This is a genomic window from Halomonas sp. H33-56 (genome assembly GCF_040147035.1).
In the GTDB taxonomy this organism is placed as follows: Bacteria; Pseudomonadota; Gammaproteobacteria; order Pseudomonadales; family Halomonadaceae; genus Halomonas; species Halomonas litopenaei.
Window position 1 is genome coordinate 3,412,122 of sequence record NZ_JAMSHP010000001.1, and the last position, 22,577, is coordinate 3,434,698.

Consider the following 22,577-nt stretch of genomic DNA (forward strand, 5'->3'; position numbering starts at 1 on the left):
CACCGGCGGCTGCCCAAGAAGGGCGGCGCCTCCCTGACCCCGTGACACCGTCCCACTCAAGGACCCGACATGAACGACAATATCTTCACCGGCTGCATCCCCGCCCTGATGACCCCGTGCACCAAGGACCGCCAGCCCGACTTCGACGCCCTGGTCGCCAAGGGCCGTGAACTGATCGAGGCCGGCATGAGCGGCGTGGTCTACTGTGGCTCCATGGGCGACTGGCCGCTGCTGACCGAGGCCCAGCGCCAGGAAGGCGTCGCCCGCCTGGTGGAAGCCGGCATCCCCACCATCGTCGGCACCGGCGCGGTCAATTCCCGCGAAGCGGTATCCCACGCTGCCCACGCCGCCAAGGTCGGCGCCCATGGACTCATGGTGATTCCTCGGGTGCTGTCTCGCGGCACCTCGGTGACCGCCCAGAAGGCACACTTCGCCGCGATCCTGGACGCCGCGCCGGACCTCCCCGCGGTCATCTACAACAGCCCCTACTATGGCTTTGCCACCCGCGCCGACCTGTTCTTCGAATTGCGTCGCCAGCATCCCAACCTGATCGGCTTCAAGGAATTCGGTGGCGCCGATGACCTGCGCTACGCCGCCGAGCACATCACCTCCCAGGATGATCAGGTCACCCTGATGGTCGGCGTCGACACCACCGTCTTCCATGGCTTCGTCAACTGCGGCGCCACCGGCGCCATCACCGGCATCGGTAACGCCCTGCCCCACGAGGTGCTGACGCTGGTGGCCCTCAGCAAGAAGGCTGCCAAGGGCGATGTCGAAGCCCGCCGCCGGGCCCAGGAACTCGAGCAGGCCCTGGGGGTGCTGTCCTCCTTCGATGAAGGTGCCGACCTGGTGCTCTACTACAAGCACCTGATGGTGCTCAACGGTGACGAAGAGTATCGCCTGCACTTCAACGAGAGCGACGCCCTCAGTGATGCCCAGCGTCGCTACGTCGAGACCCAGTACGACCTCTTCCGCACCTGGTACGCCGGCTGGTCAGCCTCGCTCGACCTGTCCTGAAGCCCGATATGTCCTGAAACCACCGGGGAGGCTCGCTCGACGCCGGGCCTCCTGTTGTTTTCGGCATGGGCGACAGGGGCGTTGGCACAACCCCCCTTTCGCCCATGCTGCTTCCCGCACTTCCCCCTCGACAGGAGAGTCAAATGACACTGGAAGGCAAGATGCTGATCGGACAGGACGCCGTGACTGGCAGCCAGGCGCCGATCCACGCCATCGACCCCGCCACCGGCAAGCGCCTGGAGCCGGCCTACCCGGGCGGCAGCCAGGCCGAGGTGGAGCGCGCCTGCGCCCTGGCAGAGGCCGCCTTCGATGACTACCGCGAAACCACGCTCGAGACACGCGCCCGTTTTCTCGAGACCATCGCATCGGAAATCGAGGCACTCGGCGATGCGCTGATCGAGCGCGCCATGCAGGAAACCGGCCTGCCCCAGGCCCGCCTTGCCGGAGAGCGCGGACGCACCTGCGGACAACTCAGACTGTTTGCCGACACCGTACGCGCGGGCGAATGGCTCGACGTTCGCATCGACCCTGCCCAGCCACAACGCCAGCCCATGCCCCGTGCCGACCTGCGTCAGCGTCAGATCGCCCTGGGGCCTGTCGCGGTGTTCGGTGCCAGCAACTTTCCGCTGGCCTTCTCGGTGGCCGGCGGCGACACCGCTTCGGCCCTGGCCGCTGGCTGCCCGGTGGTGGTCAAGGCTCACTCGGCCCACCCCGGCACGTCGGAGCTGGTCGGCCGCGCAGTACAACGGGCGGTGGCCCGGTGCGAGCTGCCCGAAGGCGTGTTTTCGCTGATCTTCGGCTCCGGCCGCGTGGTAGGCCAGGCGCTGGTCGAGGACCGCCGAATCAAGGCAGCCGGCTTCACCGGCTCTCGCTCTGGCGGCATGGCCCTGTGGCAAAGCGCCCAGCGCCGACCGGACCCCATCCCCTTCTACGCAGAGATGAGCTCGATCAACCCGGTATTCCTGCTGCCCGAGGCGCTCAAGGCCCGCGGCAAGGACCTCGGCGAGGCCTTTGTCGGCTCACTGACCATGGGCGCCGGACAGTTCTGCACCAACCCGGGGCTGGTGATCGCGGTCAAGGGCGAGGCCCTGGACGCCTTCATCGAGTCGGCCGCCGAAGCCGTCAAGGCCGCGGGCGCCCAGACCATGCTGACCCCGGGCATTCATGACGCCTACACCCAGGGCGTAGAGACCCTTGGCGACAGCGACAAGGTCCGAGAAATCGCACGTGGGCCGCAAGGCGAAGGTGTCAATCAGTGTCAGGCGGGTCTCTTCGTGGCCACGGCCAGCGACTTTCTCGGCGACGAAGCACTACAGGCCGAGGTATTCGGTTCGACGTCCCTGGTGCTGGAGTGTGCCGACATAAGTGAGGTCAAGGCGCTGGCCGAAGGTCTCGAGGGCCAGCTGACCGCCACCTTGCAGATGGACGACGGCGATACCGAGACGGCCCGCGGCCTGCTTTCGATCCTCGAACGCCGGGCCGGACGTATCCTGGTCAACGGCTGGCCAACCGGGGTCGAGGTATGCCATGCCATGGTGCATGGTGGCCCCTTCCCCGCCACCTCCGATGCCCGTACCACCTCGGTGGGCAGCGCCGCGATCCAGCGCTTCCTGCGCCCGGTGTGCTATCAGGATCTGCCCGAATCGCTGTTGCCCCAGGCACTGCGCGACGACAACCCCTGGGCCCTTGGCCGCCTCATCGACGGCAAGCGCGAGGCCTGAATCAGGTCCCTTGCCCAGGCGGCGGCCCCTGGGGCCGCCGCCTGCCCATGGACATTCATCGCGGTTTGTATACAGTGTGCAATAACATCCGATGGGCAGAGAGAGGCTATGGCGACTTTCAAGACACGCGCACAGTTCGTCGCGGATGACCTGCGCAGGCGTATCCTGGGCGGAGAGTTCCAGGGGGGAACTCAGCTGCGCCAGGATGCCCTGGCAAAGGACTATGACGTCAGCCGTATTCCCGTGCGCGAAGCCCTGCTGACCCTGGAGTCCGAAGGGCTGGTCGAGTTCCATGCCCACCGCGGTGCCTTTACCACCGAACTGTCGGTCGCCAAGATTCGCGAACTGTTCGACCTGCGAGTATTGCTCGAGACCTACGTCCTGCGCCATGCCATCAGCGAGTTGACGGAAGACGACCTGCTCAAGGCAGAGCGCATCCTCGAGAAGTACGACGATGCCCTGAACAGCGGCGGCGAGATCGACAACTGGAGCGAGTACAATTTCGCCTTCCACCAGGCCCTCTATGCACCGGCCAGGTTGCCCGAAACCCTGGCGTTGATCAGTCAGCTCAACACCAAGTCGGATCGCTACATCCGCATGCAACTGCTCTACACCCAGGAGATCGAAAAGGCCGAGCGCGAACACCATGGGCTGCTCGACTTCGCCCGTCAGGGCAAGGCCGACGAGGCCTGCGAATTGCTCCAGCGCCATATTCAGGAAGCCTGTGAAGGCATCGTGACCCTGCTCGAAGAACGCGCCCAGCGCGGCGACGCCGACTGAAGCGCCATCCCTCCCCTTGTGCTTACCCTGTCGGCGCCTTGCGGGCGCCGACTCGCTAGAACCCTGGCGTCAACGCCATAGCCCCCTGAACATCCGCGGATGAGCTGCCCGCTTTCGCTGTCGTCGCCCTTGGCCTGCCAGGGGCGTTATCGCCCCCGTCGGCGCCAGCCGCCTGTCATCAAGGTTCCCCCCTGCGCTGGCTTGTTCAAAACGCACCGTCCTGACGCTCCATCCCCTTGGCACGTTTTCTGCGCTCCGAACACGGCGCATTCCTTTGCGCTCCAACCCCAGCGCGGCTCTCTCGGCGCCCCGAACCCGGCGCGGATTTCCAGGCGCCCCGAACCTGGCGCGTTCCTTTGCGCTCCGACCCCAGCGCGGCTTTCTCTGCGCCCCGAACACGGCGCGTTCCTTTGCGCTCCGACCCCAGCGCGGCTTTCTCTGCGCCCCGAACACGGCGCATTCCTTTGCGCTCCGGCCCCAGCACGTCGTTCATGCGCTCCCCCTCGGTGCGTCGCCCATGCAGACCGTCCAGCGGATAACGCCAACGTTGAATATCGCCGCTATTGATCCGAAAGGGCACCTATCTTATATTTTATACAATCGACAAAGACAAACGCTGCAGAGGCAAACCATGGGTTCACCCGGCTCGCGACAAGACCGCCAACCCGGCGACACGCGCATTACCGTGATCGGTGCTGGCGTCATCGGCCTCGCCTGCGCACTCGAGCTACGCCGCCAGGGCTTTTCGGTGCAGGTACTGGATCGTCAGGCTCCCGGCATGGGGGCGTCATACGGCAACGCCGGGCATATGGCCACCGAGCAGGTCTTTCCCATCGCCGACGCCTCGATCCTGACGCAGCTTCCCGCCATGCTGCGTGATCCGATGGGGCCGCTGCGACTGGACTGGCGCTACCTGCCCCGCGCCCTGCCCTGGTTCACTCGTCTATTGCTGAACCTGCGCTCTGCCCCCTACGCCAACAGCGTGGCCGGGATTCGTGCCCTCAACGAGGCCAGCCTGGACGCCTGGCGCAAGCTGCTCGATTCGATCGATGGTCGCCATCTGATGAAGGAAGACGGCTCGCTGCTGGTCTATGAGCAGGACCAATCAAAGCCCCGGATCGACCAGCTGGCCGCCGCCATGTCGGCCCAGGGCGTAGCCCTCGAATCCTGGTCGGGCGACGCCATACGCGAGCTCGCGCCGTCCCTCTCGGCCAAGCTCCGTGGTGGCCTATTCTTCCCCGCCACCGCTCATGTGGTCGCCCCCGCCGCCATCACCGCTGCCCTGGTCGACGCCGCCCGCCAGGAAGGCGTTACCTTCGCCACGGCAGAGGTACGCACTGCCCGTGTCCATGGCCAGGGCGTCAGCCTCCAGACCGATTCTGGGGCGCTGGACTGTGAACGGGTACTGCTGGCCTGCGGCGCCCACTCGGCCCGCCTGGCCGCCGAACTCAGCGGTCGCCGTGTGCCACTGGATACCGAGCGTGGCTATCACCTGATGCTGCCGGCAGAGCGACACCGATTGCCGGTGGCGGTCACCTCGCTGGAGCGCCGCTTCATCATGACGCCGATGAGTGACGGCCTGCGCCTGGCCGGCACTGTCGAATTCGCCGGCCTCAAGCGCCCCCCCAACATGGCCCGCGCCTGGCAGCTCCACCGCCTGAGCCAGGGTCTGTTCGACCACGACCTGGACGCCACCGATGCCAAGCCCTGGATGGGCTTTCGCCCTTCCCTTCCCGATTCGCTGCCGATCATCGACAGCGCCCGGGACGGCCGCGTGCTGCTGGCCTTCGGCCACCACCACCTGGGACTGACCCAGGCCGCTGTTACGGCACAGCTTGTCGCCCGCCTGGCGACGGGGCGGACGGGCCCAGCGACCGGATCCGGTCCGGTGTCACTCCCGCCACTATCGCCACTCCCGCCACTGTCGCCCTATCGGCTCGAGCGCTTCTGAGCATGACCGCTCGGCCCCTGCACCGCAGAACCCACAACAACACCAAAGGAGATCCCATGACGTCGTCTTCCACCCCCATCCGCCTACCCGGCATGGCCGAGGTACTGGCCGTCATGATCGGCTTCATCGCCATCATGTTCTTGAGCATCAATGTCCTTGGCCTGCCCATCCAGCTTGCCCTGTTCGCCTCCTGGTTTCTGGTCATGGCGCTGGGCGTCAGGCTCAAGATCCGCTACGCCAGCATGCAGGAAGGACTGATCAACGGCATTCACAACGGCATGGAAGCCGTACTGGTGCTGACTACCGTCGGCGCCCTGATCGGCACCTGGATCGCCGGTGGCATCGTGCCGAGCATCATCTACTACGGTCTGACGGTGATGGACCCGCAGATCTTCCTGTTCGCTGCCTTCATCATCTGTGCCCTCACCTCGCTGGCCACCGGTACCTCCTTCGGTACCGCAGGCACTGCCGGTGTCGCCATGATGGGCATCGGCCACAGCTTCGGCATCCCGCTGCCGCTGGTCGCCGGCGCGGTGATCTCCGGTGCCTACGTCGGCGACAAGATGTCTCCGCTGTCCGATACCACCGTGATGACCGCCTCGCTGTGCAAGGTCAACCTGATCGACCATATCCGCTCGATGATGCTGGTCAGTGCACCGGCAATCCTGATCGCCGGCGTGCTGTTTCTGGTGGTCGGCTTCTTCTTTATCGACGGCGACGTCGACACCTCCCGTGCCACTGTCGCCATGCAGGCGCTGGAGACCCACTTCACCATCAGCCCCTGGCTGTTGCTGCCGGCGGTGATTGTGATCGGCCTGCTGACGCGCCGATTCCCCGCCATCCCGGTAATCACCTTCGGCGCCGTGCTGGGCAGCATCTGCGCCTGGTGGGCCCAGGACGTGTCTCCGGTCGATGCCATTCGCATCGCCTATGACGGCAACGCCATGGCCTCGGATGTGGAATTCCTCAATACACTGCTCAATCGCGGCGGCATCCAGTCGATGCTCGGCGTGGTGGCACTGATCCTTTTCGCCCTGGGCCTCGGTGGCCTGATGGACCGGGTCGGCATCCTCAAGGCGATCAGCAACGGCTTCCTGCGCTGGGCCAACAACCCGGGCCGGCTGACCCTGTCGACCATGCTCGGTGGCTTCTTCGGCAACTTTTTCGGGGGCGCCGCCTACGTCTCGCTGATCACCGCCAGCACCATCACCGAGAAGAACTACGATGATCAGGGCATCGATCGTCGGGTGCTGTCGCGCAACGCCGAAGCCGGTGGCACCGTGACCACCCCGATGGTGCCCTGGACCGATGGCGGCGTGTTCATGGCCACCACCCTCGGCGTGTCCACCATGGCCTACCTGCCCTTCCTCTGGTATCACATGCTGGTCATCGCCATCTCGCTGTTCTACGGCTACGCCAATATCGCCATCTGGCGCACGACCCCGCCCGCCGAGAAAACGACCACCTCCAGCGGCGAATTTCAGACCACCTGAGCCGTCACCAACAGCAGGCAACCAAAAGCCCCCGCTCGCCTTCACGGTGAGCGGGGGCTTTATCTTGTAGCGGGGCTGGGCAGGCGCGCGCCAGGCTCGTCCCCGGTCGAGGCATCCAGGTCTGGTTCGAGCAGGACGCTTCCTGCCTGGCCTTCTGCTCACGACGGCGTGTCAGTAACGGCCGCTGCGGGTGTCGACCCTGGTCCAGGCAGACTGCAAGCCGAGGACGCCGAACGTCGATCAGCGGCCTTCTGTACCTTCCAGATAGGTCAGGGTGGTTTCCCAGCTTTGGCTACTGACCTCAATCGCGGCCCTGACGGCCGTCTCGTCGCCCGCTTGGAAAGCCGCGTAGATCGCCTTGTGGTCCTTGAGCGCCACCTCAGGCAAGGTCTGCATCGACGTCTCGAGGCCGGCCTCGACCAGTTGAATCAGCGTCTCGCCGACACGAATCGTCATGGGGTTGTGGGTGGCGGCCAGGATCGCGCGATGAAAGGCCGTGTCGTGGCAAGCGGTCTGCTCGTCATTGGCAATGGCTGCCTCGAGCGCGTCAATGGCAGCGCCAATCGCCTCATGATCCTCGGGCGTGGCATTGTCCATCGCCTGCAGCGTATAGGCGGGTTCAAACATCTTGCGAAACTCCAGAACGTCACGGGTCATGCCTCTGGCCAGGATCATGCCAAATGCCATCGGATCGACCAGCGGCTCTCCGGGCTCCTTGCGAATCAGCGTCCCCTGCCCCCGCTTGACCTCGACGATGCCGATCGCCTGCAGCATCTTGATCGCCTCGCGCACACTGGACTTGCCGATTCCCAGGCTATGGGTCAATTCCGTCTCCGAAGGCAGATAGTCTCCTGGCTTGAGCTCACCGGCGATCAGCGCCGTCTTGATGCGCTCGAGCAGCTGCACCGCGACCGACTGGCGGTCGATTGAACTCCCGAAGAGATCCATTGGCTTTATCCTTGTTGATGCGTTTCGAACTTGGCGTGGCGCGGCTGGGTAACACGTCAAAAGCGGTCAGCGACAGAAAATATCCAACCAATCTGCGCATCGACACAAGACGGCCGCGACGAAAATCTATTTTTATCGGTTTTATCATTACTTTTTGAGCGCCAGGACTTGCCTGGACAGCAACCTTGAGTCTAGCATGATGACAGACATCTGATGTCTTATGACAACAACAACGAGACGCGAACATGTCCTCCCTACCCCGTATTCTGGTGATGACCACCGGAGGCACCATTGCCAGTGCCCTGGATAGCTCCGGGCGCAGTCTGTCCGGTGCGCTCCCAGGCGACGCCTTGCTGGCAAGCGTTGCGCTACCCGAAGCGCTCCGCGATCGCGTCGACGTGGTTTCGGTCCTGCAAAAGCCAAGCAACGCCATCAGCCGTGCCGACCTTGTAGCGTTGCACCAGCGTTGCCTGGACGCCATGGCCGACCCAGGCGTGCAAGGCATCGTGATTACCCACGGCACCGATACCCTGGAAGACACGGCGTTCTTCCTCGATCTGACCCTGCCGTCGCACAAGCCTGTCGTGGTGACTGGCTCCCAGCGACCGCCACACCAGGCCGGGACGGACGCTTTCACCAATCTGGCCGACGCCATCCGGGTGGCCGCCGACGAGCAGGCACGTGGACTGGGCACACTGGTCGTGTTCAACCAGTCGTTGTTCGCGGCTCGGCAGGTACGCAAGGTCTCGACCTATCAGCTGGACGGCTTTGCCGCGCCTGCCGCTGGCCCCGTTGGCCGAGTGGATGGAGAGAACGTCCACCTGCTGCAGCGCCCCGTCGATCACCAGGTCTTCGAGTTGCCCTTGCAGGCACAACTTCCTCGCGTCGACATCGTTCCCGCCTACCTCGACGCCAGCCCCGCACTGCTCGAATGCGCCATCGACAACGGCGCCGCCGGCATCGTCATCGACGCCCTGGGTAGAGGCCATGTCCCTCCCGACTGGATGCCGGCTGTTCGTGATGCCAGCTCGCAAGGACTTCCTGTACTGGTCACGAGCAGTTGCCTGTCAGGCCCGCTCCACCAGAGCTACGAATTCTCGGGAAGCCTTGTCGATCTGTGTCAGGCAGGCGCACTGCCGGTCAGCGGGCTTGGCGCACGCAAGGCGCGAATTGTCCTGTCGATATTGCTGGCCAGCGACACTCCACTGGCGGCAACACTCGATGCACTGGCTCGCTGAATCGAAGCACCAGGTCTTACTCAGCCATCCCCGATGGTGCTCCACCATTTTCATCGCGTTGTACCGACCACAACAACAACTACGACAACAACCACGACAAAAAAGGAACCATCCATGAAAATGTCCCTGAAGCTGGCCCTGCCCCTGGCCATCGCCGCAGCCTCCATCTCCGGCCAGAGCCTGGCCGCCGACTACACCTTTTCCTTTGCCCATGTGTTGATTGAAGACACGCCCAATGGCAAGGCCGCCCTCGCCTTCAAGAAGGAGGTGGAGGAGAACTCCGACGGCCGTATCAGCATCAACGTGCTGCCCGCCGCCCAGGTCGGTGGCGATGTCGAAATCATCGAACAGATCCAGATGGGGCTGGTGGATATCGGCATCCCCCCCACCGCAACCCTGGGCAACTTCGAACCCCGCCTGCAGATTCTTGACCTGCCTTTCCTGATCTCGACCTACGATGACATGGAAGCGGTGCTTGATGGCGACGTGGGACGGGAAATCCTCGACACCCTCGAAGATGATGGCATGCATGCCTTCAACTTCTGGGGCGCGGGTTTTCGCCATATGACGAATAACATCCGTGCCATCGAGTCCCCCGAAGACCTCGACGCCATTCGCATGCGCACCATGCAGGCCCCGATCATCATCTCGACCTACGAGAACTATGGCGCAAACGCCACTGCGATGGCGTTCACCGAGGTCTACAACGGCTTGCAGCAAGGCGTGGTAGAAGGACAGGAAAACCCGCTGGCCAATATCTACACCATGCGCTTCCACGAGGTTCAGGACTACCTGTCACTGACCAGCCATGCCTACCACGCCTACGCCGCCGTCATGAACAAGGATGCCTGGGAATCCCTGCCCGAAGACCTCCAGCAGGTCATGCTCGAAGCCTTCGACAACGGTCGCGATGCCTCACGCCAGATGACGCTCGAGGACGAGGAAGTGATCATGTCCGAGATCAAGGACGAGATCGCCATCAACGAGATCAGCGATGAGGCTCGCCAAGCCTTTGTCGAGGCCAGCATGCCGGTACACGAGGACTACGAAGACGTGGTGACGCCGGAACTGCTGCACAAGGTCTACGACGTCGTCGGTATCGAATACTAAGAGAGAGCTCCGATGATCAAGACGCTGAATGCAGCGATTGATCGCCTGGAGAGCGTTTCGATGGTCGCGTTCATGTCGATCGCGACCGTCATTACGGCGGTTCAGGTGGTTTATCGTTATGGCTTCAACAGCTCGCTGTTCTGGGCCGAGGAAGTTGTCATCTATTCCATCATCTGCATGAGCTTCGTCGGTGCCAGCATGGGGGTGCGACACGGCGCTCATATCTCGGTCGATGTGCTCAATGCCATCGCCTCGCCCAGGGTCAATCGCCTGTTGCATCTGGTCTCGGCGGTACTCGGCATCATCTTCGCCGGATTCATGGTCTTCTACGGGTTCCAGCTATTCGGAAAGACCATGGATCGCGGACAGCTGACGGCAGCCCTGAGACTGCCGATGGCATGGTTCTACCTGCCGATCGGTATCTCGGGAGTGCTGCTGATCATCCGTTACCTTGGACTCTTGCAGACGATGTGGTCGAGCCCCCCCATGAGCCACGCTGAACAACTCGCCGCAGAGGCAGACAAGCTCGTCTAACCAGGAGACTCCCATGATTACGGCGCTTCTGCCAATCTTCTTCGCGGTGTTGTTGCTCGGTCTACCGATATTCGCCGCACTCTCACTCGCCGTTTTTGTCGCAATTGAGCTGTTCGGCTCGACCAGTGCGCTGATTGTTCCCATGCGCATGTTCACGGGCATGAACAACTTCTCGCTGATGGCGATCCCCTTCTTTATTCTAGCCGCCGAATTGATGCGTATCGGCGGGCTGTCCGACCGCCTGATCAACCTGGCCAAGGCACTGGTCGGCTGGGTGCCCGGAGGACTCGCGGCAGCCACCGTGCTGTCATGCCTGTTCTTTGGCTCCATCTCAGGTTCCAGCCCAGCCACCGTGGTGGCCATCGGCACCATCATGTTTCCCGCCCTGGTCGCGGCAGGCTACAACCGGCTTTTCGCCATTGGCCTGATCGCCACGGCCGGCACCCTTGGCCCGATCGTGCCCCCCAGTATCGCCTTGATCATCTATGGTTCGGTGACTGGCACCTCGGTGGGTCAGCTATTCGCTGCGGGGTTGCTGCCGGCCATCCTGATCGCCTCTCTGTTGATCGGCTACTGCATGGTCTACGCCAGCCTCAAGGGATATGCGCGTGCGCCGATTCCCTCTTTGGGCGAGATCCTGCGTGCCTTCAAGGCGGCAGCCTGGGGCCTGGGACTCCCCTTTATTCTGCTGGGCGGCATCTATAGCGGCGTCTTCACCCCCACGGAGTCAGCGGCGGTGGCCTGCGTCTACGGACTCTTTATCGGCATGGTCGTGTATCGCACCATTGGCCCCAGAGAGCTGGTCGCCACCCTGAGAAGCTCCGGCTTGACCTCTGCGACCTTGCTGCTGATCACTGCCGGCGCCTCTGCCTTCTCATGGCTGCTGGCGATCACCGGTACGCCAACCCAGCTGGCCAGTCAGGTGCTATCACTGACCGACGATCCCATTCAGGTCATGGCGCTGTTCAATGTGGTGATGATCGTCGCAGGCTTCTTCCTCGACAGTGCCTCGGCCATCATCGTGCTGTCCCCTCTCCTTCAGCCTATCGCCGAGCAGGTCGGCGTCGACCCCGTGCATTTTGGCGTGATCACCCTGATCAACTTCTCGGTGGGAATGATCACTCCCCCGGTCGGGCTGAATCTTTTCGTGGCCATGTCCATCTCGAAGATGTCACTGCAGGAAGTGTTCAAGGCGTGCCTGCCCTTCATCGCCATGATGCTGCTGGCGTTGATTGTCATCAGCTATGTTCCCTGGTTCAGCACCTGGCTGCCCTCACTCATCTATTGAGACGAGCACAATGCAACAGCACAGCACATTAGGGCGAGAGGTCGATATCGATCGCTTCTGGCAGGACGTTCAGACCCAGGCGCGCATCGGCGCGCTACCCGAAGGCGGCCTCGGCCGCCTGGCACTGGACGAAAGCGACATCGAGGCACGTCTGTGGCTGATGCAAGAGGCGGCTTCCCTCGGCGCGAGCGCCTTCCACGACCCCATCGGCAACCTCTACCTGCGCCGAGAGGGGCGCTCCCCGGAGCTCCCACCGCTGTTGATCGGCAGCCATATGGACAGTCAGCCTCGAGGGGGAATCTACGACGGGGCGCTGGGCGTCATCGCTGGCCTCACCGTGCTGCGCACCCTGCACGAACAGGACATCACGCTCGAGTGCCCTGTCGAAGTGGTGAGCTGGACCAACGAGGAAGGCGCCCGTTTCGCCCCGGGAACACCGGGGTCTGCGTGGTTCGCGGGGGTTAGAGACATCGCGGCGATCATGGCGTCACGCGATGATGCCGGAGTGTCATTCGAACAAGCCCTGGCCCCTTGTCTAGAGGCCATGGAAGCCCGGGGATCGACCAAGCGAGAAACCCCCTTTTCACCATCGGCCTATCTGGAGCTGCATATCGAGCAAGGTCCCGTGCTGGATGCAGGCCAACTCCCCGCCTGTGTGGTCGTTGGTATTCAGGGTGTCAACTGGTACCGCTTTCGCCTCCAGGGACGTGCCAACCACGCCGGCACAACGCCCATGGACATGAGACGAGACGCAGTGATGGGGGCACATGCCCTGATCAGGGAGCTGGAGAACTGCGTCAACCGACGGGACTCGCAGGTACGTTTCACCATCGGCAAGTTCAGCGTGGCACCAGACTCGATCAATACCATCGCCGACGAGGTCAGCTTCACGGTCGACCTGCGCCACCCCGATGGCTCGGTACTGGCAGCCATCGACGACGAATTTGCCGCCCTGGTAGCGACTCACTGGCAGGACTGTCCGGCCACACTGGAACGATTGTCCTCGATCGCACCGGTCACCTTCGATTCCGCCATCCTGGCATCACTTGAACAGAAGCTTGAAAAGTACGCCACCAAAGCCCCCCGACTGGTGTCTGGCGCCTTTCATGACGCCATCCATCTGGCCAACCTGTGCCCTGCTGCGATGCTGTTCGTCGCCTGTCGTGACGGCGTCAGTCATCACCCGGACGAACATGTCGAGAAGGACGATGCCGCAGTGGCCGTCCGAACCCTGACCGACACCGTCCTCGAGCTTGCTCAAAGCTAAACACGACTGGCCAGGGCACTCTCGTTCGTGGCAACGGGCTAGGCCAGGCGCTCCAGCACCTCTTCCATGGCCTCGACCAGGCGACGGCATCGGCCATCGTCCATGGCGTGGGCATGCGGTGACGAGAAGCCCTTGCCGTCGTTGTCGTAGTACTGGCCGCCGGCGTTGCCGAACTCCTCGGACAATGCTGCCCTTACCAGGATGTCGACGCCGATGGACAGGTCGTTGCCGGCCACGCCAAAGCCTTCCTTGACCATCTTGCTGGCCAGCAAGGATCCGGGATTGACCGCCACCACCATGGGATCGCCGGCACTGGACCTGGCGGCCAGGTCGCGGGTCCACATGATCAGCGCCAGCTTGCTCTGGGCGTAGGCGTCGAAGTCACCGTCGGCGTCGGCGGTGCCGGCAAGCGCCGCCAGCGACACCGGCGCCTGGGCGGCGGAGGCCAGATTGACCACCCGCCCCTTGTCTCCGAGCAAAGCCGCCAGGCGACGGGCCAGCACGTAGGGCGCCAGGGTATTGACCGCAAAACGCACATCGAGGCCGTCTGCGGTACGGGTGTCCGGGGTGCGGTAGACCCCGGCGTTGTTGATCAGCACATCGATGCGCTCATCGCTCTGCTCGACCTCCGCCGCCAGCGCCGCCGCTTCGGCCAGGCGCGACAGGTCGGCGACATGCCCTGCGGGCACCTCGCCTTGCGAGATCGCTGCCAGCTGCTCACGGGCCGCCGCGAGCTTGTCGGGGTTGCGTCCATGCAGGATGACGCGATGGCCCTGGCGCGCCAGCTCGCTGGCGGTGGCAAGGCCAATCCCATCGGTGGACCCGGTGATCAATATCGTCTTCATGGCAATCTCCTGGCGGCGCCGGTCACCGGATAACGGTGCGGCGACATGTTTTCCCCCATGCTAGTGCAGCCCTGTGCCGACGATAAGCCGGCAAGCGGCGCAATCAGTTTTCGGTTTTCTTGCAAAGCCATCGCCTGCACCACGCCGGCAGCCTCGCCTATCCCGACCCTGGCGTATGGCCAGCGCCTTGCGCCCGACATAAAAAAAGCGCTACCGACGGAGGACGGAAGCGCCAATGGGCGATGCAAATAGACGAGGCCTAGGCGCTGTCCGAAAAGTCGACGAGCGAAGGTTAGACAAGGCAAAAATCGGTGAGAAAGCGCAGTTTACGGGGTGTAAATGAGCATTTTGATCCGATTTTTAACGCCGTATTACCGAGTGCAGACACTTTTCAGACAAGCCCTAGGCTTTGGTCAAGCCTTAGAACAGCAGATGGGTCGCCAGCGCCACCATGGGCATGGCCACCAGGGTGCGCAGCAGGAACACCACGACCAGGTCACGCACCGTCAGCGGGATGTCCGACTCCAGCATGGCGTTGGCACTCTCGGTGAAGAAGATGATCTGCACCGACGACAGGGTGCACACGAAGAACACCGCCATGGGGTCGACGTCGGCGCCGGAGATGATGATCGCCGGCAGCGCGATCTCGGCGATCGATACCAGCACGGTGGGGGCAATGGCGCTGGCATCCGGCAGCTGAAGCGCAGAGATCAACGGCTCCACCAGCACGCCCAGGTAGTCGAATACCGGGGTGTAGGTCGCCAGCAGCAGCGCCAGGGTGGCGATGGCCAGGATGTAGGCGACGATCTTCTGGGCAAAGGTGATGGCCTCCCAGAAGCCCTTGTAGAACACATCGAGACGGGTCTGGGAGGCGCGCTCGGCGGCGGCACCACAGGCCCGGGCCAGGATGTGTCCATCATTGGAGACTTCGAGATCCTGAGCCGTCTGGGTGTTGCCCTGATGGTAGACGTCGAGCTTGCGCGACAGCGGCGGAATCCTGACCATCAGCGCCGCCAGGGTGAAGTTGATGATGAAGGAGACGATGATCATGTGCGGCAGGTAGGCCATGATGCCGCCGATGGACGCCAGCAGGGCGAAGAAGCCCAGGCTGCAGATACTGAAGTTGGTGGCAATGCTGGCCGACTCCCGCTGGGTATAGTGGCCTTCCAGATAGAGCTTGTTGGTGATGAAGATGCCCACCGCCGGGGCGGCGACGAAGGAGGCAACCGCGTCCACCGCAGACTTGCCCGGCAGACGATAGAGCGGACGCATCAAGGGCTCCATCAGGGTGCCGACAAATTCCAGGAAGCCGAACTCGGTCAGAAACAGCACAAACAGGCCGGCGATGGCCACGGTCAGAAAGACGCTGCCCCCCAGGTACAGCGCCAGCCCACCGACATCCTTGTGCAGCAGCCAGTCGGGGCCGATCTGGAACACCAGCATGAAGGTGAACACCGCCGCCAGCAGGAAGGTCAGCCCGGTCATCGTGCCGTCCTTCTCATGGTAGGCGGCGACGGCTCGGCGCCATGGAGACGACGACACGGAGGAAGCCACCAGGCGTGACAGCAGCCAGGTCACACACAACAGGACGACCAGGCCAAGCGTCAGATACTCGAGGGCCCCGCCGAGCGAAGACTTCAGATAGTCGATGATGATCACCAGCGGGATCTTCAGCGAGCCATCTGCCGTCGGGAAGGGGAAAAAGAAGATGCAAAGGCCAATCAGGCTGCCGACCAGCGAGGTCACGCCAGCGCTGCGTGGAGGGGCTGCCACCTTGGGATTGTTCATGTTGTGTCTCCAGTGGGGCTTGCGATGAGCACCGCCCGAGGGGGCGATGCTCGGTGGTGCCGGCGCCGTCATCGACGCCAGCGGGATGGAAGAGATTCAGGAGTTGAATGGCCAGCGCCGTTAAGCACAGAACTGTGGCCATCCGCGTCAGCGCTCGGCCAGTGCCTGGTCGAGTTCGGGCAGTGCCTGGAACAGGTCCGCGACAAGACCGTAGTCGGCGACCTGAAAGATCGGCGCCTCCTCGTCCTTGTTGATGGCGACGATGACCTTCGAGTCCTTCATCCCTGCCAGGTGCTGGATGGCGCCGCTGATACCCACCGCGATATACAGCTCCGGCGCTACCACCTTGCCGGTCTGCCCTACCTGCAGGTCGTTGGCCACGAAGCCGGCGTCCACCGCCGCCCGCGACGCCCCGATGGCGCCGCCAAGGGTATCGGCGATACCTTCGAGCAGGGCAAAGTTGTCACCGCTGCCCATGCCGCGACCGCCGGAGATGACCACCCTGGCAGCGCCCAGCTCCGGGCGCTCGCTCACCGCCCGGGTCTCGCCGACAAAGTGCGAGCGCTGGTTGACGATGGCGATGTCGACGGACTCGATGGGTGCTGCGCTTGAGGCCTCGGCCACCGCCTCGAAGGCGGTGACCCGCACGGTGATGACCTTGACCGGGTCCAGGCTCTGTACCGTGGCGATGGCGTTGCCGGCGTATATCGGCCGCTTGAAGGTATCGGCGGACTCGACCGCGATGACCTCGGAGAGCTGGGCGACATCGGCAAGCGCCGCTACCCGCGGCAGCACGTTCTTGCCGCTGGTCGATGCCGCAGCCAGCACGTGGGTGTAGTCCCCGACCAGCGCCGCCACCAGATCGCCCGTGGGCTCGGCTAGTTGATGGGCAAGGCTCGCCTGATCGGCCAGCCGTACCCGGCTGACGCCCTCAAGCCTTGCCGCCGCCTCGGCGATGCCCGCGACGCCCTCACCGGCTACCAGCACGTCGATATCGACGTCACTTGGGTCTGCTGCGGTCTGTGCGATCTGCCGGGCGGCGGCCACCACCCGCGCGGTGGCCTCGCCGAGCTGTCCTTTGTGATGTTCCCCCACAACCAGAATCTTCATGCGATCACCTTGGCGTCGTTCTTGAGCTTGTCCACGAGTTCGGCCACCGAGGCCACCTTGATGCCGCCCAGCCGCTCGGGCGGCGGCTCGACCGCCTTGAGCCTGAGCCGAGGGCTGACGTCGACGCCCAAGGCGTCGGGCGTGGTCACCGCCAGGGGCTTCTTCTTGGCCTTCATGATGTCCGGCAGCTTGGCGTAGCGAGGCTCGTTGAGGCGCAGGTCGGTGGTGATGACCGCCGGCAGCGCCAGCGACAGGGTCTCGAGGCCGCCGTCGATCTCGCGGGTGACCTTGATCTGGCCCTGCTCTACCTCCAGGGCGGAAGCGAAGGTGCCCTGGGGCATGCCACCGAGGGCGGCCAGCATCTGGCCGGTCTGATTGTTGTCACTGTCGATGGCCTGCTTACCGAGCAGCACCAGCTCCGGCTGCTCCTGCTCGACGACCGCCTTGAGCAGGTGCGCCACCGCCAGCGATTCCAGCGCGACCTCGGTGTCGATGTGCAGGGCACGGTCGGCGCCGAGGGCCAGCGCCGTGCGCAATTGCTCCTGCACCGCCTTCGGCCCGGCACTGACCACCAGCACCTCACTGGCCACACCGGCCTCCTTGAGGCGAACCGCTTGCTCCACGGCGATTTCACAGAACGGGTTCAGGGCCATCTTGACGTTGGTGAGGTCAACGCCGGAGTGGTCCGGCTTGACCCGGATCTTGACGTTGTGATCAATGACGCGCTTGACCGCGACAAGGATTTTCATGGGCTATCTCCCTTGCTGGGCGGTCAGGCGGTGATGGCACGGCCGATGATGATCTTCTGGATCTCCGAGGTGCCCTCGAAGATGCGGGTGATGCGGGCGTCACGGTAGTAGCGCTCGATCGGCAGGTCGGAGATGTAGCCGTAGCCACCATGGACCTGCACCGCGGCGTCGGTGACCTTGGCCGCCGCCTCGGATGCCACCAGCTTGGCCACCGCCGACTCAAGGCTGAAACGCTGGCCGGAGTCCCGCGCGTCCGCCGCCTTGTAGGTCACCAGCTTGGCGGCCTCGAGCTGGGCGTGCATCTCGGCCAGCATCCACTGGATGCCCTGGTGCCGGCACAGCGGCTTGCCACCGACGATGCGTTCCTTTGACCAGGCCAGCGACGCATCTCGAGCGGCCCGCGAGATACCGACGCTCATCGCCGCCACCTCGACCCGGCCGCGATCCAGCACCTCCATGGCGGTGGCGAATCCGGCCCCCTCCTCGCCCATCAGCGCATCCAATGGCAGCACGCAGTCGAAGCCGATCTCGTAGATGTGGCTACCGCGCAGGCCCAGGGTCTTCTCGGGACTCGAGAACTCGATGCCGGCGGTGTGGCGGTCGACCAGAAAGGCAGAGATGCCGCGGTGGCCCTGATCGGGGTCGGTCTTGGCGTAGACCACCAGGAAGTCGGCGAAGGCGCCGTTGGTGATGTAGTGCTTGGTGCCGGTCAGGTGCCAGCCGTCGCTGGTGCGTACCGCCCGGGTGCGCATCTCGGCGGGATTGGAGCCGGCCCCGGGTTCGGTCAGGGCGAAGGCGCCCAGCTTCTCGCCGCTGGCACACTGGGGAAGCAGCGCCTGCTTCTGATCCTCGGTGGCACCGATCAGCACCGAGTCGGTGGCCAGAAAGTGAGCGGTCAGCGATGAACAGGTGGCCGCGCAGTGGTAGGCGATCTCTTCCACCGCCAGCGACATGGCGATGCTCGAGATCTCCACACCGCCATACTGCTCGGGCAGGTTCATGCCCCAGAAGCCCAGCTCGCCCAGGGCGTCGAGGCTCTCGCGGCAGAACTCCCGCGTTTCGTCGTAGCGCGCCGCATTGGTCTTGAGCACCTCAGCGCAGACGCGGTGAGCGGCGTCCTGGAAGGCGATGTCATCTTCATTGAAGGTAAAGTTCATGCGTCGATCTCCTTGTCGAGGTGCTGTGATTCGAGACAGGCGTTGTGTTGGCCAAGCGTCGGCGCGGGGCGATCGCAGACGACCCGTCGGCCATTGAAGAACACCGGTTGAGCCGGCGAGCGCCAGTGCCCCATATCGAGCAGCAGCTGGCGGTCTTCGGCATGCCGGGATTCGGCAAGCTGGGCGATGTTCCAGATCGGAGACGCCGGCACTCCCGCCTGATCGAGACGCGCGCAGACCTCCTCCACGGTGAACTGGCCGGTCCAGTCTTCGATCAGCGACTTGAGTTCGGCCTGGTGGAGACAGCGCTGCTCGTCGTCGACGAAGCGCGCATCCTCGGCGAGCTCTGGCGCCTGCATGCACGCGGCCAGGCGAGAAAACAGCGTGTTGTTGATCACCGCGATGATTACCTGGCCATCCTTGGCCTCGAAGCTGTCGAAGGGCGCCGACAGCGGATGGCGATTGCCGATAGGGGAAGGCGCCTGGCCGCTGGCGACGAACTGCGCCAGGTTGGTGACCTGCATCGAGAACAGGCAATCGAGCATGGACACATCCAGATGGCAGCCCTGGCGCTCGGGGTCACGTTCACGGGCGAACAACGCCGCTGCGATCGACCAGCTGGCGAACATTCCGGCGCACACATCGCCCAGCGACTCGCCGATGCGGGTCGGCATGCCGCCATCGGGACCGGTGGCCGCCATCATGCCCGACAGCGCCTGGGCGATGATGTCGTAGGCTGGCTTGACGCGCATGGCACCGCTCTGACCGAAGCCGGAGATCGAGCAGTAGATGAGACGGGGGTAGCGCGCACGCAGCGTCGCCTCGTCGATTCCCAGGCGCTCGGTAACCCCGGGCCGGAAGTTCTCCACCACCACGTCGGCGCGCTCGCAAAGCCGATGAAAGCGCTCGAGGTCCTGGGGGTCCTTGAGATTCAGACACAGGCTCTTCTTGCCACGATTGAGCATCGAGAAGTACAGGCTTTCGCCCTCGACGTAAGGCGCAATATGACGGCTGTCGTCGCCCTGCCCCGACTCGACCTTGACCACTTCGGCGCCCAGGTCAGCCAGCATGGCGGTGCAGTAGGGCCCGGCGAGCACCCGGGACAGGTCGAGGACGGTGATCCCCTTGAGTGGTTGCATAGCGTCTTGCCTCCGGTCTTGTTGTTGGCAGTGACATCGAGCGCTGACGGCCGCTCAATATGTATATACATATTTATCGCTAAAGTGGCCGGCTTTCCACCCAGACATTCTTGCCAAAAATCTCAGAACGAAATTTATTTATTGTTTTTTAAACGCTTTCTAAAATATAGGCCTTGAGAATTATCGACCAAGGTCTAATGATAAATGGTGACACCAGGCGCTTGTGGCACATATTGGTATATACATCTAGCGTCATCGACGGCCCGCACCGATGTCGAGGGAGTCCGCGGCACGACACCCCGAAGCCCGTCGGGAACCCGAGAGATGGTCATCGAGGGCAACGTCAGGGAGGGGGAGAACGACGGGCGCCAAGCGTTCGTCAGCGCTGCCAGTAGAGAGACAGCAGAGAGATAGCAGGGTGATAGGAGGGAGTTCGGCGAGAGAGCTTGCCGGGGGGGAGATCACCGAGAGAGGGAGGTGAAAACGCGAGCGCTGCATGACACCAAGCCACAGCCGTCACCACCCTCACAGCAAAGACCTGCGAAGGAAGCCGTCCGAACAGCGGCGGCGATGCGCCAGGGTAGCTTCAGGTATTGCGGGAGGCGTTCAGCTTGTAGCGCTTGCCGGGATGCAGAAGCTGGGTGTAGCTGATCAACAGCTCCCCGGACCAGGTACGCCGCACCACCAGCAGGCAGGCGTCGCTGGGAGACATCTCCAGCAGCGCCGCTTCCTCGTCATTTGGCAGCATCGCCTCGACGCTGTTCTCGACGTCGGTGACCGGATAACGCGCCACCAGGATGGCGTTGGGCGTCTGGCGCTCGAAGTCCTGCTGCAGGTAGTCCGGCGCCAGCTTCGGGTTGACGTGGCGTCGCTCGAGCTGGATCGCCACGCCATTTTCCCGATGCACGATCTCGGAGTAGAACACCCGGGTCCCGGTCCTCACCCCCAGAAAGACGGCGACCTCTTCGGATGCGGCCACCTCCTTCAACGCGATGATCTGGCTTGAGTGCTCGCCGCCTCGCAGGCGGATCTCGTCGGCGATATTGCGGATGTCGAACAGCGACGATTCGGACTTGCGCTGACTGACGAAGGTACCGGACCCCACCCGGCGCACCAGCAAGCCCTTCTGTACCAGATCGCGTATGGCCTTGTTGGCGGTCATGCGACTGACCCCAAACTGGGTAGCCAGAGCATTCTCGGCAGGGATTCGATCACCGGCGACGTAGGCCCCGCTCTCGATCTCGGACAGCAGATATTCCTTTATTCTTGCGTAGCTGGGCCGCGAGCTTGCCATGCAACGTCCTGTGGGCAATGGGAAACGCCAAGTGTAGCCATGCTCCCGGCCCCAGGGAAGCCGAGGTGAACATCAAAGCATCGTCGTCAACGGCAGGCACGTCTCGATGCAGGGATTCCGGCTCCCCTCCGAGCACAGCGTTAACACCGTCTCTTGGTTGCCCGGCGGCAGAACTTCACCTCCGTCGCGGCCCTCCTGCTGCTCACTCACTCCCGTCATGACTCGCTGCTGCCTCGATTGAAGCGTTGAGCCGCGAGCAAAAGGTCCGCCAGGCAGCCTGCATGGGTCTCAGCCTGGGAAGGCCATGCAGCGCGCTATGCACCATGCCTTCGGCGATATCCAGAGAAACATGCACTGAAGCGCCCGACCATCGCTCCACGGCATCTGCCGTCATTGCCGTCAGCGGGTCGTGCTCTGCCGCCAGCACATGAACGTAGCGCGACGGCGGAAGGCTCACATCATGACAGGGAATATCGGCCGCGACCGACCGCCACAACGCCATGACATCGTCGCGTGTTAGCAGCGGTGCGTCCGGCCCCAGTGTCGTCATGTGCGGCGTACCGACGACTGGATAGATCAGCCCCAGCGGTGGTACGCCAACGCCTTCCCGAGTTAGCGTGGCTGCTGCATCCATTACCAGCCTGCCCCCGGCGCTATCCCCTACCGCGGCGACAGGATCACAGGTTCGCCACACGCCAAGCACATCCGCCAGTGCTTCGCGGTAATTCGCTTCAGGCAGCAGCCGATAGTCCACGCTGACCACTTCGCGGCCCAGCGCCAGCACCAGGGCTTCGGCGACGCCGCGATGGCTACGACTAGACCCGAGCGACCAGCCTCCACCATGGGCATACACCACCACGCCATCGCCTCGACCCACGCCATCACGCGCCCACAGCCTGGTGACCGGCACACCGGTGATCTCGGTGACGTCGCAAGCGATTGCCGAGCTTCTCACCTGAAAACTTTCGCACAGGCGCTCATAGCCAAGCCGGGAGTCGGCGACTGTCATCCCGTCAAGCTGATTGAGCCCCTTTTGATAACAGTTGATGAACTCTTCGATTTCCATGCGGCTTTCCGGGCACCTTTCCACGTAATGAAGCGTGAGATCATGGTAGCGATTTCTGCAACTTTCAGTCATTTGCATCTGC

19 protein-coding genes are annotated in these 22,577 nt (G+C 63.5%); 10 read left to right on the forward strand and 9 right to left on the reverse strand.

Going from position 1 to position 22,577, the window contains the following annotated elements:
* Window positions 1-69 precede the first annotated feature (69 nt).
* The 5 genes from NFH98_RS14590 (at window position 70) to nhaC (ending at window position 6,962) form a co-directional block, all read left to right on the forward strand.
* A complete protein-coding gene (locus NFH98_RS14590) occupies window positions 70-1,017 on the forward strand; it encodes a dihydrodipicolinate synthase family protein (RefSeq protein WP_045992549.1) in 948 nt (315 codons plus the stop codon).
* Between the two features lie 143 nt (window positions 1,018-1,160).
* Window positions 1,161-2,738, forward strand: a complete 1,578-nt coding sequence (locus NFH98_RS14595) for an aldehyde dehydrogenase (NADP(+)) (protein WP_045992548.1) — start codon at window positions 1,161-1,163, stop codon at window positions 2,736-2,738.
* A gap of 108 nt (window positions 2,739-2,846) precedes the next feature.
* Window positions 2,847-3,518: a GntR family transcriptional regulator gene (locus NFH98_RS14600; protein WP_045992547.1), complete on the forward strand. Its 672-nt coding sequence runs from the start codon at window positions 2,847-2,849 to the stop codon at window positions 3,516-3,518.
* 631 nt (window positions 3,519-4,149) lie between these two features.
* On the forward strand, window positions 4,150-5,469 hold the full coding sequence (locus NFH98_RS14605) for an NAD(P)/FAD-dependent oxidoreductase (protein ID WP_349622897.1): 1,320 nt from the start codon (window positions 4,150-4,152) through the stop codon (window positions 5,467-5,469).
* A gap of 56 nt (window positions 5,470-5,525) precedes the next feature.
* The gene (nhaC, locus tag NFH98_RS14610; RefSeq protein WP_348814625.1) at window positions 5,526-6,962 is read left to right on the forward strand and encodes a Na+/H+ antiporter NhaC; all 1,437 of its coding nucleotides are present in this window, start codon (window positions 5,526-5,528) and stop codon (window positions 6,960-6,962) included.
* Window positions 6,963-7,202: 240 nt separating this feature from the next.
* Here the strand turns inward: nhaC and NFH98_RS14615 are convergent, their stop codons facing one another.
* The gene (locus NFH98_RS14615) at window positions 7,203-7,910 is read right to left on the reverse strand and encodes a FadR/GntR family transcriptional regulator (RefSeq protein WP_045992544.1); all 708 of its coding nucleotides are present in this window, start codon (window positions 7,908-7,910) and stop codon (window positions 7,203-7,205) included.
* A 245-nt stretch (window positions 7,911-8,155) separates the two neighbouring features.
* On the opposite strand from NFH98_RS14615, the gene NFH98_RS14620 reads away from it, so the two are divergent.
* The 5 genes from NFH98_RS14620 to NFH98_RS14640 all read left to right on the forward strand — a co-directional run bounded on the left by NFH98_RS14620 (window position 8,156) and on the right by NFH98_RS14640 (window position 13,347).
* Window positions 8,156-9,148: an asparaginase gene (locus NFH98_RS14620; RefSeq protein WP_045992543.1), complete on the forward strand. Its 993-nt coding sequence runs from the start codon at window positions 8,156-8,158 to the stop codon at window positions 9,146-9,148.
* A 114-nt stretch (window positions 9,149-9,262) separates the two neighbouring features.
* Window positions 9,263-10,258: a TRAP transporter substrate-binding protein gene (locus NFH98_RS14625; RefSeq protein WP_045992542.1), complete on the forward strand. Its 996-nt coding sequence runs from the start codon at window positions 9,263-9,265 to the stop codon at window positions 10,256-10,258.
* A gap of 12 nt (window positions 10,259-10,270) precedes the next feature.
* Complete coding sequence (locus NFH98_RS14630; RefSeq protein WP_045992541.1) at window positions 10,271-10,792, forward strand: TRAP transporter small permease; 522 nt, start codon at window positions 10,271-10,273, stop codon at window positions 10,790-10,792.
* A 13-nt stretch (window positions 10,793-10,805) separates the two neighbouring features.
* Window positions 10,806-12,080: a TRAP transporter large permease gene (locus NFH98_RS14635; RefSeq protein WP_045992540.1), complete on the forward strand. Its 1,275-nt coding sequence runs from the start codon at window positions 10,806-10,808 to the stop codon at window positions 12,078-12,080.
* Window positions 12,081-12,090: 10 nt separating this feature from the next.
* Window positions 12,091-13,347 carry a M20 family metallo-hydrolase gene (locus tag NFH98_RS14640; RefSeq protein WP_349622898.1) on the forward strand — a complete coding sequence of 419 codons (1,257 nt, stop codon included), beginning with the start codon at window positions 12,091-12,093 and terminating at the stop codon, window positions 13,345-13,347.
* 38 nt (window positions 13,348-13,385) lie between these two features.
* Here NFH98_RS14640 and NFH98_RS14645 read toward each other — a convergent pair whose 3' ends face one another.
* The 8 genes from NFH98_RS14645 to NFH98_RS14680 form a co-directional block, all read right to left on the reverse strand.
* Complete coding sequence (locus tag NFH98_RS14645; protein WP_349622899.1) at window positions 13,386-14,192, reverse strand: SDR family NAD(P)-dependent oxidoreductase; 807 nt, start codon at window positions 14,190-14,192, stop codon at window positions 13,386-13,388.
* A gap of 420 nt (window positions 14,193-14,612) precedes the next feature.
* Window positions 14,613-15,980, reverse strand: coding sequence for a YjiH family protein (locus NFH98_RS14650; protein WP_349622900.1), 1,368 nt, complete (start codon window positions 15,978-15,980; stop codon window positions 14,613-14,615).
* Window positions 15,981-16,127: 147 nt separating this feature from the next.
* Window positions 16,128-17,090: an electron transfer flavoprotein subunit alpha/FixB family protein gene (locus NFH98_RS14655; protein WP_045992536.1), complete on the reverse strand. Its 963-nt coding sequence runs from the start codon at window positions 17,088-17,090 to the stop codon at window positions 16,128-16,130.
* Entirely contained in the window at window positions 17,087-17,839 is a 753-nt protein-coding gene (locus NFH98_RS14660) for an electron transfer flavoprotein subunit beta/FixA family protein (RefSeq protein ID WP_349622901.1), read from the reverse strand. Before NFH98_RS14660 ends, NFH98_RS14655 begins: the two co-directional genes overlap by 4 nt.
* A gap of 23 nt (window positions 17,840-17,862) precedes the next feature.
* Complete coding sequence (locus tag NFH98_RS14665) at window positions 17,863-18,996, reverse strand: acyl-CoA dehydrogenase family protein (protein ID WP_349591476.1); 1,134 nt, start codon at window positions 18,994-18,996, stop codon at window positions 17,863-17,865.
* Window positions 18,993-20,135, reverse strand: coding sequence for a CaiB/BaiF CoA transferase family protein (locus NFH98_RS14670; protein WP_349622902.1), 1,143 nt, complete (start codon window positions 20,133-20,135; stop codon window positions 18,993-18,995). The genes NFH98_RS14665 and NFH98_RS14670 overlap by 4 nt, the downstream gene beginning before the upstream one ends.
* 586 nt (window positions 20,136-20,721) lie before the next feature.
* Window positions 20,722-21,429 (reverse strand): histidine utilization transcriptional repressor HutC, encoded by a 708-nt coding sequence (gene hutC, locus NFH98_RS14675; RefSeq protein ID WP_349622903.1) that lies wholly within the window; start codon window positions 21,427-21,429, stop codon window positions 20,722-20,724.
* Window positions 21,430-21,631: 202 nt separating this feature from the next.
* Entirely contained in the window at window positions 21,632-22,495 is an 864-nt protein-coding gene (locus NFH98_RS14680; RefSeq protein ID WP_349622904.1) for an alpha/beta hydrolase fold domain-containing protein, read from the reverse strand.
* Window positions 22,496-22,577: the final 82 nt, after the last annotated feature.

Excerpts from the sequence above, each read along its gene's own strand:
- NFH98_RS14665 (WP_349591476.1), bottom strand. The coding sequence starts at position 18,996 with ATGAACTTTACCTTCAATGAAGATGACATCGCCTTCCAGGACGCCGCT.
- NFH98_RS14660 (WP_349622901.1), bottom strand. The coding sequence starts at position 17,839 with ATGAAAATCCTTGTCGCGGTCAAGCGCGTCATTGATCACAACGTCAAG.
- NFH98_RS14595 (WP_045992548.1), top strand. The coding sequence starts at position 1,161 with ATGACACTGGAAGGCAAGATGCTGATCGGACAGGACGCCGTGACTGGC.
- NFH98_RS14605 (WP_349622897.1), top strand. The coding sequence starts at position 4,150 with ATGGGTTCACCCGGCTCGCGACAAGACCGCCAACCCGGCGACACGCGC.
- NFH98_RS14615 (WP_045992544.1), bottom strand. The coding sequence starts at position 7,910 with ATGGATCTCTTCGGGAGTTCAATCGACCGCCAGTCGGTCGCGGTGCAG.
- hutC (WP_349622903.1), bottom strand. The coding sequence starts at position 21,429 with ATGGCAAGCTCGCGGCCCAGCTACGCAAGAATAAAGGAATATCTGCTG.
- NFH98_RS14640 (WP_349622898.1), top strand. The coding sequence starts at position 12,091 with ATGCAACAGCACAGCACATTAGGGCGAGAGGTCGATATCGATCGCTTC.
- NFH98_RS14625 (WP_045992542.1), top strand. The coding sequence starts at position 9,263 with ATGAAAATGTCCCTGAAGCTGGCCCTGCCCCTGGCCATCGCCGCAGCC.
- NFH98_RS14590 (WP_045992549.1), top strand. The coding sequence starts at position 70 with ATGAACGACAATATCTTCACCGGCTGCATCCCCGCCCTGATGACCCCG.
- NFH98_RS14680 (WP_349622904.1), bottom strand. The coding sequence starts at position 22,495 with ATGGAAATCGAAGAGTTCATCAACTGTTATCAAAAGGGGCTCAATCAG.
- NFH98_RS14645 (WP_349622899.1), bottom strand. The coding sequence starts at position 14,192 with ATGAAGACGATATTGATCACCGGGTCCACCGATGGGATTGGCCTTGCC.
- NFH98_RS14655 (WP_045992536.1), bottom strand. The coding sequence starts at position 17,090 with ATGAAGATTCTGGTTGTGGGGGAACATCACAAAGGACAGCTCGGCGAG.
- NFH98_RS14635 (WP_045992540.1), top strand. The coding sequence starts at position 10,806 with ATGATTACGGCGCTTCTGCCAATCTTCTTCGCGGTGTTGTTGCTCGGT.
- nhaC (WP_348814625.1), top strand. The coding sequence starts at position 5,526 with ATGACGTCGTCTTCCACCCCCATCCGCCTACCCGGCATGGCCGAGGTA.
- NFH98_RS14630 (WP_045992541.1), top strand. The coding sequence starts at position 10,271 with ATGATCAAGACGCTGAATGCAGCGATTGATCGCCTGGAGAGCGTTTCG.
- NFH98_RS14620 (WP_045992543.1), top strand. The coding sequence starts at position 8,156 with ATGTCCTCCCTACCCCGTATTCTGGTGATGACCACCGGAGGCACCATT.
- NFH98_RS14670 (WP_349622902.1), bottom strand. The coding sequence starts at position 20,135 with ATGCAACCACTCAAGGGGATCACCGTCCTCGACCTGTCCCGGGTGCTC.
- NFH98_RS14600 (WP_045992547.1), top strand. The coding sequence starts at position 2,847 with ATGGCGACTTTCAAGACACGCGCACAGTTCGTCGCGGATGACCTGCGC.
- NFH98_RS14650 (WP_349622900.1), bottom strand. The coding sequence starts at position 15,980 with ATGAACAATCCCAAGGTGGCAGCCCCTCCACGCAGCGCTGGCGTGACC.